The sequence below is a fragment of the Massilia yuzhufengensis genome (genome assembly GCF_900112225.1).
GTDB lineage: Bacteria > Pseudomonadota > Gammaproteobacteria > Burkholderiales > Burkholderiaceae_D > Telluria > Telluria yuzhufengensis.
In genome coordinates this window covers 1-17,302 of record NZ_FOLD01000046.1, presented here as the reverse complement: position 1 = coordinate 17,302, position 17,302 = coordinate 1, and the positions used below count along the sequence as shown (strand labels likewise).

The following is a 17,302-nucleotide window of genomic DNA, read 5'->3' as shown; positions in this document are numbered from 1 at the left end:
ACGATCGCGCCGCCACCCACAGGAGGAGCTTTGAACCTGTCGCCCTTGCCCCTTGCAGTATTTGTCGTCGATGCCGCTGGCGCCGTCACGAGCTGGAACAAGGCCTGCGAAAAGCTGGCCGGCTACCCGGCGGCCGATATCGACGGCATGACGCTCGAGCGGATCATCGAGTTCGACGATCCGCCCGGCCCCACGCCGCGCATCGCGGCGCGCGCCGATGCCGAGAACGACGGCGTGCTCAAGTGCGCCGACGGCCGCCGCCTGGGGGTGCGGATCATGGTGGCGCCCCAGTCCTTCGATGTCGAGCAGGCAGGCACCTTCAGCGTCATCGTGATTCCGCGCGCCGGGCAGCTGCCGCCGCGCTACGCCCTGATCCAGGACCTGCCGGTGGCCGACATCATCGAGTCGCTGCCCTGCGTGTTCTACGTCATCGACCAGAGCGGCCACCTGCTGCTATGGAACAAGCCGCTTGAAGAAGCGCTCGAGATGGAAGCCAAGGAGCTGCCGACCTCCAACGTCAAGTTCTTCTTCGACGAGAAGGACCGCCCGCTCATCGTCGAGAAAATCCTCAGCGCCTTCGAATACGGCTGCTCCACGCATGAGGCCGAGCTGATCGGCAAGCATGGCAAACGCACTGCTTTCCTGTTCCAATGCGCCCGTACCAGCCTGGGCAATGTCCCCTGCGTCTTCGGCACCGGGCTGGACATCTCTGCGCGCAAGCAGGCCGAACTGGGGTTGCGGGTACGCGAGCGCGCCATCTACTCGAGCCTGAATGCCATCGTCATCACCTATTGCGAAGAGGGCGAGCATCGCATCGAGTATGTCAATCCAGCCTTCGAGCGCATCACCGGTTATACGCTGGCCGAGATCCGCGGCCGCGACCCGCGCTTCATGGGCATCCCCGGCTGCGACGAGGACGAGCGGCGCCGTATCCGCGACGCGCTCAAGCGCAAGGAAAGCGTGCGCGCCGTGCTGCGTAATTCCCGCAAGAACGGCGACATCTTCTGGAACGACCTGCGCATCGACCCGGTGTCGAACATCGACGGCGACATCACCCACTTTGTCGGCGTCATCAATGACATCACCGAGGCGCGCCACTACGAGCGCCGGCTGCACCACCTGGCCCACCACGACCCGCTGACCGGCCTGGCCAACCGCACCCTGCTGCAGGAACGGCTGCGCTTTGCCATCGACCACGCGCAGCACGCGGGCAGCATGGTGGCGCTGGCCTTCCTCGACCTGGACAACTTCAAGCACATCAACGACAACTTCGGCCACGCGGCGGGCGACCATGTGCTGCGTGAAACCGCCCAGCGCCTGCGCGAGAACATGCGCGAAGACGACGTCATCGCGCGCGTCGGCGGCGACGAATTCGTCCTGCTCATGTGTAACCCGGCCAGCCATGAGAGCATCGCCGACTTGGTCGAGCGGATCCGACGCGGCGTCATGGCGCCGGTGCTCATGAACGGCCAGGAGATTTTCCCCGGCACCAGCATCGGCGTCAGCCTGTTTCCCGAAGACGGCGACACGCCCGAAAAAATCATGCGCGCTGCCGACGCCGCCATGTACCACGCGAAAACCCTCGGCAAGAACAATTTCCAGTTCTATTCGGCCGAATTGAACCAGATCGTGCACGAGCACCTCATGCTGGAAGCCAGCCTGAGCCGGGCGATCCGCGAGCACGAGATGGTGCTGGACTACCAGCCCAAGGTCGACCTGCGCACCGGTAAGGTGGTGGGGGCGGAGGCGCTCGTGCGCTGGCGCCATCCGGTAGAGGGCATGATTCCGCCCGACCGCTTCATCCCGGTGGCCGAGGAAACCGGCCTGATCGTGCCTCTGGGCGAATGGGTGATCGACGAGGCTTGCGGCGCGCTCAAGGCCATGCGCGCGCTGGGCATGGACGACTTCGTGATTGCGGTCAATTTGTCGGCGCGCCAGCTTCGCCAGCGCCAGTTCGCCGAACGCCTGGGCGAGACCCTGCGCCGCCATGGCGTCGACCCGCGCAACCTTGAGCTCGAAGTCACCGAAAGCCAGTTGATGGAGCAGCCCGAGGACGCGCTGGGGGTGCTCGGCCAGCTCAAGGCACTAGGGGTGCGGCTGTCGATCGACGATTTCGGCACCGGCTACTCCAGCCTGAGCCACCTGCAGAAATTCCCGGTCGATTACATCAAGATCGATCGCTCCTTCCTGGGCAATGTCGGCCATGACGGCCACCTCGTCATCACCCGCGCCATCATCGCGCTGGGGCACAACCTGAAGCTGAAGGTGGTGGCCGAAGGCGTCGAGACGCGCGAGCAGATCGCCTTCCTGCGCAAGCACAACTGCGACCAGATGCAGGGCTACTACTTCAGCCCCGCGCTGCCCCAGGACGTGCTGCAAGAGATGGTCGCGCGCGACCAGCGGCTTCCTGACTAGGGTAGGGTGCTGTCATCTTCGCATGCTACACTCGCCGACCCTCCAGCCAGCGACCGTCTTCCAGCGTGCCCACACCATCGATTCGCCTTCCCGGCCTGATCCTGTCCGGCGCCTTGTTCGCCACTGAAGCCGGCGCCGCCGACGAAGGCCGCAAGCTGCGCGCCGCGCGCATCGACAGCGGCGCCGCCCTGGTCCTCGATGGCCGGCTGGACGAGCCGGCCTGGCAGCGCGCGCCGGCCTTCGACGCATTCCACAAGCATGCCCCGCGCGACGGCCAGCCCCTGCCGGCCGGCCTGCGCACCACTGTGCGGCTGCTGGTCGACCAGGACGCGCTGGTGTTTGGCATCCGCGCCTGGGACGAGGCGCCGGCGCGGATGCGCGGCGCGCTGGCCCGGCGCGACAAGGTGGACGTGGACCAGGACTTCATCGGCATCTGGATCGACCCGGTCGGCCACGGGCGCGCCGCCCAATTTGTCCGCGTGAACCTGGCCGGCGTGGTGAGCGACGGCCTGCACCGCGCCGACGGCGACGAATCCGACCTCGGCCCCGACTTTCCGATCGACGCCGCGGTCACGCGCCTGACCGATGGCTACAGCATGGAAGTACGCTGGCCGCTGTCGAACCTGCGCTTTCCCTACACCGGCGGCAAGGACTGGCGCGTGCTGGTCGAGCGCAGCATCCCGCATGCCGACGGCGCCTTGCTGGTCAGCGCGCCGCTGCGCCTGGACGCGCTGAGCCACCTGTCCTTCCTGCAGGAAGTCGAGGGCATGGGCGACACGGTGGCGGCGGTGCGCGACCGCCGCTTCATCGAGCTCCGGCCCGAACTGACGCTGCGCGCCGGCCGCAATGCGGCCGACGGCGCGCGCACGCGCGGCCACCAGGCCGACCTGGGCCTCGAGATCAACGCCAGGCCGCGCGCCGACTGGGTGTTCAACGCCACCATCAACCCGGACTATTCGCAGGTGGAGCTGGACCAGCCGGTATCCCAGGGCGCCGGCAATATCGCCCTGAGCCTGCCGGAGAAGCGCGGCTTCTTCCTCGAGAGCGCCGACGTGCTCGGGCTGCCGCTGCCGGCCTTCTACTCGCGCACCGTGAGCAACCCCGCCTGGGGCCTGCGCGCCACCTGGCGCTCGGCCGGCGCCGACGCCACCGCCATGAGCCTGCGCGACCAGGAGGGCGGGGTGGTGCTGCGCGGCCGCGCCTACGAGACCCTTGAATATGTCCAGTTGCGGCCGACCAAGGCGAGCCTGTGGCGCACGCGCTGGCACGGCGAAGGCCTGCTGCTGGGGGCGTTCGCCTCGCAGCGCGCCTACGAAGGGCTGGGCGCCAACGAAGTGATCGGCATGGACGCCCAGTGGCGCGGCGCCGGCGGCGACGGCGCCCAGCGCCAGGCCAGCGTCACCGCGATGCACTCGCGCACCACGTCCGGCTTCGACGAGGCGACGCAGCCGCTGCGCACGGCGCGCCGGCCGGGCGCCTACCTGCACGGGAAATTCATCCACAGTTCCAGCCACTGGTGGAACGAGTTGACGGTGGAGGCGATCGGCCCCGGCTTCGTCAACGACAACGGCTTCGTGCCGCAGGCCGGCATTGTGAAGCTCGTGGGAGAAGTAAACCGGGTGCTGGGGCGGCAGTCGGCGCTTGGACTGGACCTGCACGAATTCGAAGCCCACCTCGGCCTGCACGAAACCCGCACCCTGCGCGACGAGGTGCTGGGCCAGGCCGGCATGGAGGTGGTGGAGCGCAAGCTGCGCCCGGGCTTGTGGTTCGCGGCGTCGCGCCAGACCGAGTTCTGGACCCAGCTCGGCTTCGACCGCCAGCGCGGGCGCGCCAAAGGCGAGCTGCACGACACGCGCGCGCTGCACTTCGGCTTCGCGACCACGCCATGGGCGTGGGTGTCGAAGATCGCGGGGGAAGTGACGCTGGGCCGCCAGCTCGATGTCGATGCCGACCGCGTTGGACCGGGCGGCAACGCGACGCTCGACGTCGGCCTGCGCTTTCCCTTGCCGCGCGGCTGGTCGCTGGAACTGGACCACCACTGGAACCGCGCCTGGGTGCAGGGCACGCTCGGCCATCCGGCCTTTGCCGACAATGCCTGGCGCTGGCTCGCCAACCTGCATTTCAGCCGGCGCGATTCGATCCGCCTGCTGGCGCAGAACACCTGGGCCGCACGCCGCGACGACGGCGTCACGCAACTGGAGACGTGGCGCGAGCGCCAGGTGCACCGCTCGCTGCTGTACCGCTACCAGTGGCGCCATGGCCGCATCGTGTCGGCAGGCTATGTGGACGAGAAGCTGCCGCTGGTGGGCAATCGCAGCAAGTCGCTCACGCTCAAGCTGCAGTGGGAGATCTGAGCGGCAGAACCGCTCAATCCGGCGCGCGCAGGGTCAGCTTGATGATTTCGCCCGGCTGCCACAGGCGCATGCGCGGGCCCCAGCTGCCGGCGCCGCGCGTCACGTACAAGGTCATGTCCTGGACGTCGTGGGCGCCGATGAAGCGCGGGAAGCGCTGCTGCACCGCATAGGAAAAGGGCCAGATCTGGCCGCCGTGGGTATGCCCGGACAGCATCAGGTCGACGCCGCGCGCCGCGGCCGCGTCGACGATCTGCGCCGCCGGGATATGCGCCATCAGGATGGTGGCGGTCCCGGTGACGGCGGGGATGGTGCGCTTCAGCCCTCCCGTGAAACTGCCTTCGCTGCGCATGCTGCGGCCGATGTCCTCGATCCCCGCCAGCGCCAGGCCCGGCGCCAGTTCCACCTGGCGGTCGCGCAGCCAGCGCACGCCGCCCTGCTCGAACTCGGCCACGGTGGCATCGACGTCGCCATAGAACTCGTGGTTGCCCGTCACCGCCCACACGCCCAGCGGCGCGCGCAGGCCGCGCAGGGTCGGGGCCAGTTGCGCTTCGCCCACCGGATGGTCTTCGACCAGGTCGCCCAGCAGCAGGACCGCGGCCGGCTGCAGCGCGTTGATCTGCACCACGCGCTCTGCCAGCCATGCGGAGCGGCGCTGGGCGCCGAGGTGGATGTCGCTCACTGCCACGATCACGGTGCCGTCGAGCGACTTGGGCAGGTCCCTGAGCACGACTTCCTGTTCGACGATGACCGGCGCGCGCATGCCCTGGGACAGGGCGAAGGCCGCCAGCAGCAGGCCGGCGCCGGCGCCGGCGGCGCGCAGGGTTTGCGTGTGGGCGCGCCACCAGAAACCGAAGCCGCTCGCCACATCCGCCGCCAGCAGGCACAGCGACATCACGAAGCTGATGCCGAGCCAGGTCAGCGAGAACTGTCCGGGCCACCAGCGCCAGTCGAGCGCTTCGTCGCCGATATGCACGCCGGCCATGTAGACCAGCCACACGACGAACACGCCGGCCCACCAGCTGCGGGCCGGGATGCGGCGTCGAACCGGGTCAAGCGAATACAGGCGCGCGGCGAGGTAGAGGTGGAGCAGGGTACCGACGATGTTGAGGACGATCGAGAACATGAGGGCGAGCCGACATTGCGGGGCCCTACCTTAGCCTAAAAATCGGATGCAAATAATATTTGCAAAATCAACTAAAAATCCATATTTCGTACGCCTTGAAAGTCCGTCTACGTGGCACTAGATTGGACTCACCAGATGCTCACGATGAGGTCTGGCAACTTATCGCTTAACTTAACAAGGATACTTATCATGCGTACTTTCGACCTGACTCCCCTGTACCGTTCCGCCATCGGTTTCGATCGCCTGGCCAACCTGCTCGAGCAGCGTGGCGAGCCAAGCTACCCGCCGTACAACATCGAACTGGTGAGCGAAGACCAATACCGCATCGTGATGGCCCTGGCCGGCTTCACCCGCGACGAAGTGGAAATCGTCACCGAGCGCGACACCCTGCACGTCACCGGCCGCAAGCAGAAGGACGAGACCCAGCGCACCTTCCTGCACCGTGGCATCGCCGCGCGCGACTTCGAACAGCGCTTCCAGCTGGCGAACCACGTGAAGGTCACCAGCGCCGCCTTCGACAACGGCATGCTCACCATCGAACTGGTGCGCGAAGTGCCCGAAGCCTTCAAGCCGCGCAAGATCGCCATCGGCGACGCCAACGGCAATACCAATAACGTGCAAGTGCTGGAACAGCGCGACGCCGCTTAAGTACACGGCGGTAGTGTGAAAGAGGGCGTCCCGCGGGGCGCCCTTTTTGCCGATCGGGGTGCGCCGTTAAGGCTGTCCTAACCATCCGCCATTGCAAACTTAAGCATGTTCTAAGCCAGCCTTGCGAAGATACACCCCATCGATAGACAGCATCATCGGTCAACCATTTACCATCAGGAGCACGACAATGCGTAACGAAGGTACCGTCACTGCCATCACTGCCAAAGGACTGACGCTGGCCCTGTGCGCCGCGGGCGTCATTGGCGGCGCGGTCGGTGCGCTTGCAGTCAACCACAATAATGCCGCGGCCGAAGTGGCCCCGCCGGCGCTCGCCGCCAGCGCACCGGCGCCCGCCGCCGTGCCGGCCCCGCCGATCGCCGCCGGTGCGCCCGCCGCCACCGTGACCCTCCCGGACTTCACCCGCATCGCGTCAACGAACGGCAAGGCGGTGGTGAACATCCGCGTGGTCGGCGGCATCAAGACCGCGAACCGCGGCAACGTGCCGGAGATCGATCCGCGCCACCCGCTGTACGAATTTTTCCGACAGTTCCAGGACCCGCGCCAAGGTGGCGGCGGCGGTCGTGGAGCGCCCGTTTTCGGCGCCGGATCGGGCTTCATCGTAAGCCCGGACGGCGTCATCCTTACCAACGCCCACGTGGTGCAAGGCGCCGACGAAGTCACCGTCAAGCTGCAGGACCGCCGCGAATTCCGCGCCAAGGTCCTGGGTACCGACCCGCGCACTGACGTGGCCGTGCTGAAGATCGATGCAAAAAACCTGCCGACCGTGCCAATGGGCCAGTCGCGCTCGCTGTTGGTGGGCGAATGGGTGCTGGCCATCGGTTCGCCCTATGGCCTGGAAAGCACCGTCACCGCCGGCGTGGTCAGCGCCACCGGCCGCGCGCTCGACGACAACGTCGTGCCCTTCATCCAGACCGACGTCGCGGTCAACCCCGGCAACTCGGGCGGCCCGCTGATCAACACCCGCGGTGAAGTCATCGGCATCAATTCGCAGATCTACAGCCAGACCGGCGGCTACCAGGGCCTGTCGTTCGCGATCCCGATCGATGTCGCGATCAAGATCAAGGACCAGATCGTCGCCACCGGCAAGGTACAGCACGCCAAGCTGGGTGTGAGCGTGCAGGAAGTCGGCCAGGCCTTTGCCGATTCCTTCCGCCTCGAGTCGCCCGAAGGCGCGCTGGTGTCCACCGTCGAACGCGGCGGACCTGCGGAGCGCGCCGGCCTGAAGTCGGGCGACGTGATCCGCCGGGTGAACGGCCGTGCCATCGTGGCGTCCTCCGACCTGCCGAGCATCATCGCGCTGTCGCGCCCCGGTGAGCGGGTGGCGCTGGATGTCTGGCGCGAAGGCAAGCTGGTGCGCCTCGACGCGACCCTGGGCGACGCCAGTGAAAAACCGAAGCGCGCCGCGAGGGAAGACCTGGCGCAAGCGCCGGACAACAGCGCGCGCCTGGGCCTGGCCCTGCGTCCGCTCGAGCCGATCGAGCGCCGCCAGAGCGGCATCCCGGCTGGCCTGGTCATCGAAGACGCGTCAGGCGCGGCGGCGATTGCCGGGGTCGAACCGGGCGACGTGCTCATCTCGGTCAACGGCCGCGCGGTCACCTCGCTCGACCAGGTCCGCGACCTGGTGGCGAAAGCCAACAAGTCGGTGGCCTTGCTGATCCAGCGCGGGAGTGACAGAATCTTTATTCCTGTGCGGATTGGTTAAGGAAGCGTAGCGTCCTTTGCCCGCAGGTGTTTCATAATCGGGGAATTCATGCGGCTACTGTTGGTGGAAGACGATACGATGATCGGCGAAGTAGTGCTCGACCTGCTGAGGGCCGAGCACTACGCCGTCGACTGGGTCAAGGACGGCGAAATGGCCGACACGGCCCTGCTGCAGAACCAGAACTATGACCTGGTGCTGCTCGACCTGGGGCTGCCGCGCAAGGACGGCCTCGAGGTGCTGCGCACCATGCGGGCCCGCAAGGACCGCACGCCGGTGCTGGTCGCCACCGCGCGCGACTCGGTGGCCCAGCGCATCGCCGGTCTCGACGCCGGCGCCGACGACTACGTGCTCAAACCCTACGACCTCGACGAGATGCTGGCGCGGATCCGCGCGCTGCTGCGGCGCGCCGCCGGGCGCGCCGAACCGATCTTCGAGTACAAGAACATCTCGATCAATCCCGCCACCCGCGAAGTGCTGGTCGACGGCGCCAACGTGTCGCTGTCGGCGCGCGAGTGGGCGGTGCTCGAAGCGCTGGTGGCGCGTCCGGGCGCGGTGCTGTCGCGCGCCCAGCTCGAGGAAAAGCTCTACAGCTGGCGCGATGAAGTCTCGAGCAACGCGGTCGAAGTGTATATCCACGGGCTGCGCAAGAAGCTGGGCAGCGACGTGATCCAGAACGTGCGCGGCGTCGGCTACATGGTGCCGAAGGCATGAAGTGGAAGCTCAGGGGCCGGCGCATGAACGTCACCCATTCGCTGCGCGGGCGCCTGCTGTGGTATCTGCTGGCGGCGATCACCATCGCCGCGCTGGCGCAGGCGTCGATCGCCTACCGCACCGCGCTGCACGACGCCGACCAGATCTTCGACTACCACATGCAGCAGATGGCGCTGTCGCTGCGCTCCGGCACGCCGCTGTCCAATACCGAGGCGCAGCAGCGCCTGGAGGCGCAGAACGAGGGCACGCCCGCCGCTCCCGGCAGCGGGCCGGGCACCGACGACATGGTGGTGCAGATGTGGTCTCCCGACGGCGTGCAGGTATTCCACAGCGTCTCGCGCGCCAAGCTGCCGCAGCGCGCGGTGCTGGGCTTTTCCAACGTCAAGGCCAATAACACGGTGTACCGCGTGTTCTCGATCCAGACCGCGAACCAGACGGTGCAGGTGGCGCAGGACCTCGCCGTGCGCCGCAACATGGCGGGCAACCTGGCGCTGCGCACGCTCGGTCCCATCGCGGTGATGATGCCGATTCTGATGCTGGTGGTGTGGTGGGTGGTGAGCGGCTCGCTCGAGCCGGTGGCGCGGGTGCGCTCGCAGGTGGCCTCGCGCCAGGCCGACGATTTGTCGCCGGTGTCAGACACCGGCCTGCCCGACGAGGTGCGCCCGCTGGTGCAGGAACTGAACCTGCTGTTCGGGCGCGTGAAAACCGCCTTCGACGCCCAGCAGAGCTTTGTCGCCGACGCCGCCCATGAATTGCGCACGCCGCTGGCGGCGCTGCGGCTGCAGGCGCAAAGCCTGGAGCGCGCCGAGTCGCTCGACGCGCGCAAGCTGGCGGTGTCGCGCCTGACCGCCGGCATCGACCGCGCCACCCGCATGGTCGAGCAATTGCTGGTGCTGGCAAGGCAGGAAGCCAGCGCCGCCACCGGCGCGGTCACCCGTCCGGTCGACCTGGCCGACCTGGCCCGCCGCACCGTGGCCGACCTGGCCGGCGTGGCCGCGGCCAAGGGCGTGGACGTGGGCGTGCAGCAGGCCGACGCGGCCAGCGTGGAAGGGCAGCCGGACGCGCTGCAGATCCTGCTGCGCAACCTGGTCGACAACGCGATCAAGTACACGCCCAGCGGCGGCACCGCCGACATCTCGGTGCGTACCGAGCCGGGCAAGATCGTGGTGTCGGTGGAAGACAGCGGCCCCGGCATCCCGCCGGAGGAACGCGAGCGCGTGTTCGACCGCTTCTACCGCGTGGCCGGCAGCGAGGCGGCCGGCAGCGGGCTGGGACTGGCGATCATCAAGGCGATCGCCGAACGCCATGGCGCCCAGCTCGCGCTGGGCCAGTCCGAACGCCTCGGCGGCCTGGCGGCCAGCGTGACGTTCAAGGGCGCCTAGCCGTGAACGCCCACGCGAAGCCGTTATTCCCGCCAGCGCACGGCGGTCCGCGCTAGCAGCCCAGCGTCTTGTAGCGCTTGCGCAGGTTGAACAGGTCTTGCTGGACCGCTTCCATCATCGCGCTGCGGATGTGGCGCTCGGCCTGTTCCGACTCGGTGATGGCGGTGCGCAGGCGGCGGCACTCCTGGGTGGCGGCGCGCGTGCGCTTGGCGGGCGGGCAGGGCTTGCCGGATGCTTCGCAGCGGCTGGCGGGGCGTTGCGACGCCGGCTGCTTGGCGTGGGCCGGAACGAGGATGCAGGACAGCAGGACGCCGGCGGCCAGCCGGGCGGCGTGTCGTGTGGCGAGGATAAGGATGGTGGTCTCCAGGATCGGAGGGTTGCTCGGCGGCGCCGGCCCCTCTCGTTTTATGCAAGCCGGGCAGCATACAAGAGTTTCATGCGCCAGATTCTCTCCAATTATCACCTCGGCTTCGGGCGCCTCCCGGCAGGCTCGGCGCGCCGGCGGTAGAATGGCCGATTCGGGTTGTGAAACCCTACTGGATAATGGACGAGGAATCGATGAAGAAGCAAGCAGTCCTGCTGGCCGTGCTGTCGGTGGCCGGCGTGGCGTCGGCACAGGAAGTTGTCAAGATCGGTCACGCGGCCGCGGTCACGGGCCCGGTGGCCTACTTCGGCAAGGACACCGAAAACGGTGCGCGCATGGCGATCGAGGCGCTCAACGCCAGGGGCGTGCGCATCGGCGGCAAGCCGGTGCGCTTCCAGCTGATGGCCGAGGACGACGGCGGCGACCCGAAGCAGGCCACCACCGTGGCCCAGAAACTGGTCGACGCCCGCATCAACGGCATGGTCGGTCACGAGACTTCCGGCACCACGATCCCGGCCTCGAAGATCTACCACGCCGCCGGCATCCCGCAGATCTCGCCGTCGAGCACCTCGCCGAAATACACGCAGCAGGGCTTCAACACGGCCTTCCGCGTGGTGGCCAACGACGTGCAGCTGGGCCAGGCGCTGGGCCGCTATGCGACCGCCGGCATGAAGGCCAAACGGGTGGCCGTGGTCGACGACCGCACAGCCTACGGCCAGGGCCTGGTGACCGAATTCTCGCGCAGCCTGCAGCAGCAGGGCGGGAGCGTCGTGGCCCGCGAGTTCACCCACGACAAGGCCACCGATTTCAGCGCCATCATCACCCGCATCCGCGCCTCAAAACCGGACCTGGTCTTCTTTGGCGGCATGAGCGCCACCGCCGGCCCGATGCTGCGCCAGATGAAGCAGCTTGGCATGAACGTGCGCATGATGGGCGGCGACGGCATCTGCTCGGACGAGATCCACAAGCTCTCCGGCGGCACCATGCAGGACGAGCAGGTGGTGTGCGCGGAAGCGGGCGGCGTGCAGGGCGAGGCCAGGGCCGGCATGGACAAGTTCCGCGCCGACTATAAAAAGCGCTTCGGCATCGACGTCCAGATCAACGCGCCCTACGCGTACGATGCGGTGATGACGATGGCCGAGGCGATGGTGAAGGCCGGTTCTGCGGCGCCGTCCAGGTATCTGCCGGTGCTGGCGAAGATCCAGTACAAGGGCGTCACCGGCCCGGTCGCGTTCGACGCGCGCGGCGACATCCGCGACGGCACCATCACCCTGTACACGTTCAAGGGCGGCAAGCGTTCGCTGCTGGCCGTCACCAAATAAGGAGAGCCGGGCCATGGCGGACCAACTCAATCTTGCAGCGCTGGCGGCGCTCAAGGAGCGCTTTGGGCAGCAGTCGCGCAAGGCGCAGGCGTATTACACGGTGATGCACGCGGTGCGCGCCATCGCCGGCAGCGACGATGCGGCGAGCGCCTGGATGGAGCAGCCGCTCGCGGCGCTGGGCGGCAAGACCGCCGCGGCGGCGGTGGGCGAAGGACGTGAAGACGAGGTGCTGGCCTACGTGCGTTCGCTGTAGGGTAGCTGGCCGACTTCGCCGGCCACCCTACAGCACGCCGAAGATCAGCAGCACGATCCCGGTCAGCACGATCGACACCACGATCGACCCGAGGCAGCCGAGTTTGTTCGAGAAAAAGACGAACATCTCAGTCCCCCGGTCCTTCGCCCGGCATCGTGTCGGCCATCAGCCGCAATTCTTCGGGCGTGAGCTCTTCCGGCTTCTTGTGCGCCAGGCCGTCGACGTCCTCGTGTTGCTCTTCCTGGTCTTGCGTTGGCTGTTCGGTGTTCATAATGTGCTCCATGAATGGCTGGTACGTGGGCAAAGTGTGGCACACACCCGTGTTGGGCGGCGTTCAGCTTGGTGTAAGTACAATCTTGTAAAGTTGATGTTTTGCCCGCCACCTCCCTGGTGACGTCCTGCCGTTTCCTTTTCCTTTTCGTGTTCCGGTGCCTGCTTGCGTTGTGCTGCGCGCAGCCGGCGTCGGCCGCCGCGTTTCCACCTGCGCCGCTGCTGTCCGACTATACCCACACCGCCTGGGGTGGCCTGCAGGCGGCGCCGGTCGACGTGCTGAAGTTCGCCCAGGATGCCGATGGCTGGCTGTGGATCGCCACCGCCACGGGCGTGTACCGCTACGACGGCGTGCAGTTCGAACGCACCGACAGCGTCCATGGCCACCGCCTGTTTTCCAGCGACGTGCTGGGCCTGATGGCTGATGTCGTTCCAGGCGCATGCCCATCGCATCCCGGAAGGCTCGAGCGAACGCGAGCGGCTCGACCATACCCTCGACCTGGCCGGCCGCCTGCTGGTGGAAGGCCGCGACAGCATCCTGGACTTGCGCGCGGCCGGGGCGCCCGGCGAGCTGGCGCTGGCGCTGCGCGAATTCGGCGCCGAACTGGCGCAGTACTGCGCGCATGGCTTCGAGATGCACATCGAGGGCAAGCCCCAGCGCCTGGCGGGGCAGGTGGCCGACGAAATCTATGCCATCGGCCGCGAAGCGCTGTTCAACGCCTCGCGCTATGCGCAGGCGTCGACCACCAGCCTGGAGCTGGACTACGGCCGCGCCGCGTTCACGCTGCGGGTGCGCGACGACGGCTGCGGGCTGGACGCGGCGGTGGCCCGGGACGGGCAGCGCCCCGGGCACTGGGGCCTGGTGGGCATGCGCGAGCGCGCGGCGGCCATCGGCGCCCGGCTCGCGATTGCGAGCCGGCCGGGGCAGGGCACGACGATCGAGGTGGTGGTGCCGGCGGCGCGGGCCTACCAGGCTTCGCTGTGCGGCGTGTGGCAGCGCTTGATCAGGACAGCAGGGGGCCGCGGCCGTCGCGGCCAAGGGCCCGTTCGACACTGAGCGCCAGTTCGGCAAGCTGGAAGGGCTTGCGCAGCAGGATGTCGTCGCCGAGCACCTGTTCGATCGCCTTCATATCGGCGTAGCCGGTGGCGATGATCATCGGGATGCCGGGGAAGACCTCGCGCGCGCGCAGCATCAGCTCGGCCCCGGTGATCCCGGGCATCAGGTAGTCGGTGATGATCAGGTCGGGGCGCGCGCGCTGCAGTTCGTGCAGCGCCGTTTCGCCGCTGGCGGCCTGGGTGACCGCATGGCCGAAGGCCTCGAGCGAGAGCACGATGGATTCGCGCACAAAATTATCGTCCTCGACCACCAGGATGCGGGCCCCGGGCCGGGCGTCCGGCACCGCTGGCGTCGCCGGCGCCGCCGCGGCCTGGTCGACGCCATCCCAGGCGCGCAGCCAGATCTCGACCGTGGTCCCGATCCCGGGTTCGCTCAGGATGCGCGCCGCGCCACCCGACTGGCGCGCCATGCCGTAGACCTGGCTCAGTCCCAGCCCGGTGCCCTTGCCCACCGCCTTGGTGGTGAAGAAGGGTTCGAATACCTTAGCGATGAGCTCGGGGGACATGCCCTTGCCGCTGTCGGTGACCGCAATGCGCACGTAGCTTCCTTCCGGCAGCAGGCCTTCCGGGGCTTCGGCGGACTTCGCGTGGAACTCCAGTTCGCCGTTCCCGTCCATCGCGTCGCGCGCATTGATGGCCAGGTTCAGCAGGGCCATCTCCATCTGGTTGGCGTCGGCCGAGACCCGGGCGCAGCCTGGCTCGACTTCGAAGCGCAGGTTGATGCGCGAGCCGACCGAGGTGGCCACCAGTTCGCGCACGCCATCGAACAGGGCCCCGACCTCGGCCTGGCGCAGGTCGAGGTTCTGGTTGCGCGCAAAGGCCAGCAGCTGGCTGGTGAGCTTGCCGCCACGCTGGCAGGCGCGGCGCGCGATCTCGGCGCGCTGCTTTGCCACCTCGTCCTTGGACAGCAGCAGGATCAGGTCCATGCTGCCCTGGACCACGTTGAGCAGGTTGTTGAAGTCGTGGGCGATGCCGCCGGTGAGGCGGCCGATCGCTTCCATCTTCTGGAACTGCACCATGGCCTGCTGCACGCGCTCGCGCTCGATGACTTCGTTCATCAGGCGGTCGTTGGCCTGGGCCAGCGCGCGGGTGCGTTCTTCGATGCGCGACTCCAGCGTTTCATTGAGCGAGAGCAGGTCGTGCTGGCTGCGCTCCAGCCGGACGGCGGTGCGTTCGCGGTCGGCCAGCACGTCGCGCGCCTGGTATTGGCGGCGCCGCGCGCGCAGCGCCGAGCTGGCGGCGCTGAGCAGGGTCGGGGCATTGAGCGGGCGTTCGAGCAGGATGATGTTGCCCAGCTCTTCCAGCCGGGCGCGCGCGCCTTCGGGCTGGGGGCCGATCGGCTTGGCGAGCAGGATCACGAAGGGGAAGTCGGACCACGGTTCCTGGCGCGCCAGCCAGGCATGCAGCGGGGCCAGGTCGACCCCGGCGAGGGCTTCCTCGGCAATGATGGCGGTGCCCGCGCCTTCGTCGATGCGCGCGGTGAGTGCGGCAAAATCCCGGACAATCTCGCAGGCGCCGGTGTCGCGCGCCAGCACGCCGCACATGACGTCGGCGTCGCGCCCGCGCGGCGCAAGGATCAGGATGCGCTCGTCGTACGGGCTAGCTGTCTGCATGCGCCAGGGGGGGCATCATGGGCGTGGTGCCGCGGTAGCTGGGCAGGCCGGTCAGCACGCCTTCGAACCCTTCGAGCGGTGCGCCGATGGCGATGCCGTCGCGGCCCAGCTGCAGCTCGTGGATCGTGTGCGCATGTTCCGCCGTGCGGCTCTTGATGACGGTGATGGCCCGGCGCAGCCGGCCGCTCGATTCGAAGAAGCGCATCATCACGGTGGTGTCGCTCAGGTAGCTCAGGTCGACATCCGAGCGCACTTCGCCGATCATGCCGTGCTGGCCCAGCACCATCATGGTGGTCACGCCCTGCTGGTTCAGGTAGGACAGCAGTTCGTGCATCTGCAGGATCAGGAACTGCTCGCCCGGCATCGCCTGCAGGTAAGCGTTCAGGCTGTCGATCACGACGAAGCCCACGCTGTCCTGCTCGATGGCGTCGCGCAGCATCTGTGCGAACTGGCCCGGGGCCAGTTCGGCCGGGTCGATGTGGTGCATGCCCAGCTGGCCGCTGTCGGCAAAGGGGCGCAGGTCCATGCCGAGCGCCGCGCTGCGCGCGAAGAAGGTGCCGAGTCCCTCGTCGAACAGGTAGAACGCGGCCTTTTCGCCGCGCTCGAGCGCCGCCAGCAGGCAGCGCGTGGTGAGCGTGGTCTTGCCGATCCCGGACGGCCCGACGATCAGGGTATTGGTGCCGCGCACCAGGCCGCCGCCGAGCAGGGCGTCGAGGCCATCGGAACCGGTGGAGCGCACCTGCGGCGTGAATTCGCGGCTGTGCTCGGCCGCGACCAGGCGCGGGTACATCGTGATGCCGCCGGTATCGAGCAGGTAGTCGTGGTAGCCGCCGCGGAAGCGGATGCCGCGCATCTTGATGATGTTCACCCGCCGGCGCTCGGTGCCGAACTCCTTGGCGATCTGCTCCAGGCTGATCACGCCATGGGCAATGCTGTGCAGGTGCTGGTCCGACTGGGCGGTTTTATCGTCGAGCAGCAGTACGGTGCAGGCGCGCGAGGAAAAGAACTGTTTCAGGGCCAGGATCTGGCGGCGGTAGCGCAGCGGGTTCTGGGCCAGCAGGCGCATTTCCGACAAGCTGTCGAACACTACACGCACCGGTTTCACATGGTCGACGTGGGTCATGACGTTGCGGGTGGTTTCGCCCAGCTCCACTTCGGACGGATGGAATACCGACTGCTGGGCATCCAGGTCGAGCTCGCCGTCGCTGGCCAGTTCGAAGATCGACAGCGCATCGAGGTTCCAGCCATGGCTGGCCGCCACGGCCTTGAGTTCGTCGGTGGTTTCGGACAGGGTGATGTACAGGCCGCGCTCGTCCTTCGCCACGCCGTCGAGCAGGAACTGCAGGCCCAGCGTGGTCTTGCCGGCGCCGGGCGAACCCTCGACAAGATAGACCCGCTGCGGGGTCAGGCCGCCACCGAGGATGTCGTCAAGGCCGGCGATGCCGGTGGAAATACGGTTTTGTGCGGCGGTAATCATAGTGCGGCCTGTCTGTGCCTGTACGTGCGGTCGCAGGGCAGTGGGGAAGTCGTTGCATACTGTCAACGAGGATTATACGAGGAATTATACGCATTCGATCACGCAAGCTCTGTGCCCTCGCGAACGCTGCTCATCCCCGGAATGTGCTAGGCACGCATGATATTTGACGCAAGAAAAAAGGGCCCCGGAAAGGTAATGCCGTTCAGTTAAGGTAGTTTCTTGACCTTCCTGACGGCATAGCGCTTCGGCGTTGCCTTGACGACCCGGTCGCATTTGCGGCCGGGCCGTTCGTCTTTCAGAAGGCTAACCAGCCTTTCTCGCAAATGTTTCATCGAGGCTGGCAATTTTCCGTACGACCTAGTGACGCCTGCCCAATGCAGTTCGAACTGGATCAGGTGGAAGGCGCGAATGAAGCTCACCTCGGTCGGCTCGCACTTGACCGCCAGCGCGGCCTTGGCGATTTCAAGGCGGATTAGGTTGTAGGCAATGAGCGTACCCCAGATTTCCTGATATACCCCATCCATTGTTTTC

At 67.4% G+C, this 17,302-nt stretch carries 14 protein-coding genes and 1 pseudogene; 9 read left to right on the top strand and 6 right to left on the bottom strand.

Annotated elements, in window-relative coordinates:
- Positions 1-30: 30 nt before the first annotated feature.
- The gene (locus BM031_RS23830; protein ID WP_177207887.1) at positions 31-2,415 is read left to right on the top strand and encodes a sensor domain-containing protein; all 2,385 of its coding nucleotides are present in this window, start codon (positions 31-33) and stop codon (positions 2,413-2,415) included.
- Between the two features lie 65 nt (positions 2,416-2,480).
- Positions 2,481-4,769 carry a DOMON domain-containing protein gene (locus BM031_RS23825; protein ID WP_177207886.1) on the top strand — a complete coding sequence of 763 codons (2,289 nt, stop codon included), beginning with the start codon at positions 2,481-2,483 and terminating at the stop codon, positions 4,767-4,769.
- 13 nt (positions 4,770-4,782) lie between these two features.
- Here BM031_RS23825 and BM031_RS23820 read toward each other — a convergent pair whose 3' ends face one another.
- Positions 4,783-5,892: a metallophosphoesterase gene (locus BM031_RS23820; protein WP_091877265.1), complete on the bottom strand. Its 1,110-nt coding sequence runs from the start codon at positions 5,890-5,892 to the stop codon at positions 4,783-4,785.
- Between the two features lie 189 nt (positions 5,893-6,081).
- On the opposite strand from BM031_RS23820, the gene BM031_RS23815 reads away from it, so the two are divergent.
- The 4 genes from BM031_RS23815 to BM031_RS23800 all read left to right on the top strand — a co-directional run bounded on the left by BM031_RS23815 (position 6,082) and on the right by BM031_RS23800 (position 10,356).
- Positions 6,082-6,540: an Hsp20 family protein gene (locus tag BM031_RS23815; RefSeq protein WP_091877263.1), complete on the top strand. Its 459-nt coding sequence runs from the start codon at positions 6,082-6,084 to the stop codon at positions 6,538-6,540.
- 187 nt (positions 6,541-6,727) lie between these two features.
- Positions 6,728-8,263 carry a Do family serine endopeptidase gene (locus BM031_RS23810; RefSeq protein WP_091877261.1) on the top strand — a complete coding sequence of 512 codons (1,536 nt, stop codon included), beginning with the start codon at positions 6,728-6,730 and terminating at the stop codon, positions 8,261-8,263.
- 48 nt (positions 8,264-8,311) lie between these two features.
- Complete coding sequence (locus tag BM031_RS23805) at positions 8,312-8,974, top strand: response regulator (protein ID WP_091877259.1); 663 nt, start codon at positions 8,312-8,314, stop codon at positions 8,972-8,974.
- Positions 8,975-8,997: 23 nt separating this feature from the next.
- Entirely contained in the window at positions 8,998-10,356 is a 1,359-nt protein-coding gene (locus tag BM031_RS23800) for an ATP-binding protein (protein ID WP_091877257.1), read from the top strand.
- A gap of 52 nt (positions 10,357-10,408) precedes the next feature.
- Here BM031_RS23800 and BM031_RS23795 read toward each other — a convergent pair whose 3' ends face one another.
- Complete coding sequence (locus tag BM031_RS23795) at positions 10,409-10,819, bottom strand: hypothetical protein (RefSeq protein WP_091877255.1); 411 nt, start codon at positions 10,817-10,819, stop codon at positions 10,409-10,411.
- A gap of 95 nt (positions 10,820-10,914) precedes the next feature.
- Between BM031_RS23795 and BM031_RS23790 the strand changes: the two genes are divergently transcribed.
- Complete coding sequence (locus BM031_RS23790; RefSeq protein WP_091877300.1) at positions 10,915-12,042, top strand: branched-chain amino acid ABC transporter substrate-binding protein; 1,128 nt, start codon at positions 10,915-10,917, stop codon at positions 12,040-12,042.
- A gap of 13 nt (positions 12,043-12,055) precedes the next feature.
- Positions 12,056-12,295 carry an antitoxin Xre/MbcA/ParS toxin-binding domain-containing protein gene (locus tag BM031_RS23785; RefSeq protein WP_229409170.1) on the top strand — a complete coding sequence of 80 codons (240 nt, stop codon included), beginning with the start codon at positions 12,056-12,058 and terminating at the stop codon, positions 12,293-12,295.
- Positions 12,296-12,422: 127 nt separating this feature from the next.
- Here the strand turns inward: BM031_RS23785 and BM031_RS25735 are convergent, their stop codons facing one another.
- The gene (locus BM031_RS25735; protein ID WP_177207885.1) at positions 12,423-12,566 is read right to left on the bottom strand and encodes a hypothetical protein; all 144 of its coding nucleotides are present in this window, start codon (positions 12,564-12,566) and stop codon (positions 12,423-12,425) included.
- 423 nt (positions 12,567-12,989) lie between these two features.
- Here BM031_RS25735 and BM031_RS23780 point away from each other — a divergent pair, with 423 nt between their 5' ends.
- On the top strand, positions 12,990-13,622 hold the full coding sequence (locus BM031_RS23780; protein ID WP_091877253.1) for a sensor histidine kinase: 633 nt from the start codon (positions 12,990-12,992) through the stop codon (positions 13,620-13,622).
- Here BM031_RS23780 and BM031_RS23775 read toward each other — a convergent pair.
- The 3 genes and pseudogenes from BM031_RS23775 to BM031_RS23765 form a co-directional block, all read right to left on the bottom strand.
- Positions 13,570-15,294, bottom strand: a complete 1,725-nt coding sequence (locus BM031_RS23775; protein ID WP_091877251.1) for a response regulator — start codon at positions 15,292-15,294, stop codon at positions 13,570-13,572. The genes BM031_RS23780 and BM031_RS23775 overlap by 53 nt on opposite strands.
- The gene (locus BM031_RS23770) at positions 15,281-16,771 is read right to left on the bottom strand and encodes an ATPase domain-containing protein (protein ID WP_091877249.1); all 1,491 of its coding nucleotides are present in this window, start codon (positions 16,769-16,771) and stop codon (positions 15,281-15,283) included. Before BM031_RS23770 ends, BM031_RS23775 begins: the two co-directional genes overlap by 14 nt.
- 206 nt (positions 16,772-16,977) lie before the next feature.
- Positions 16,978-17,302 (bottom strand): annotated as a pseudogene (locus BM031_RS23765) (IS4 family transposase); the annotation flags it as partial.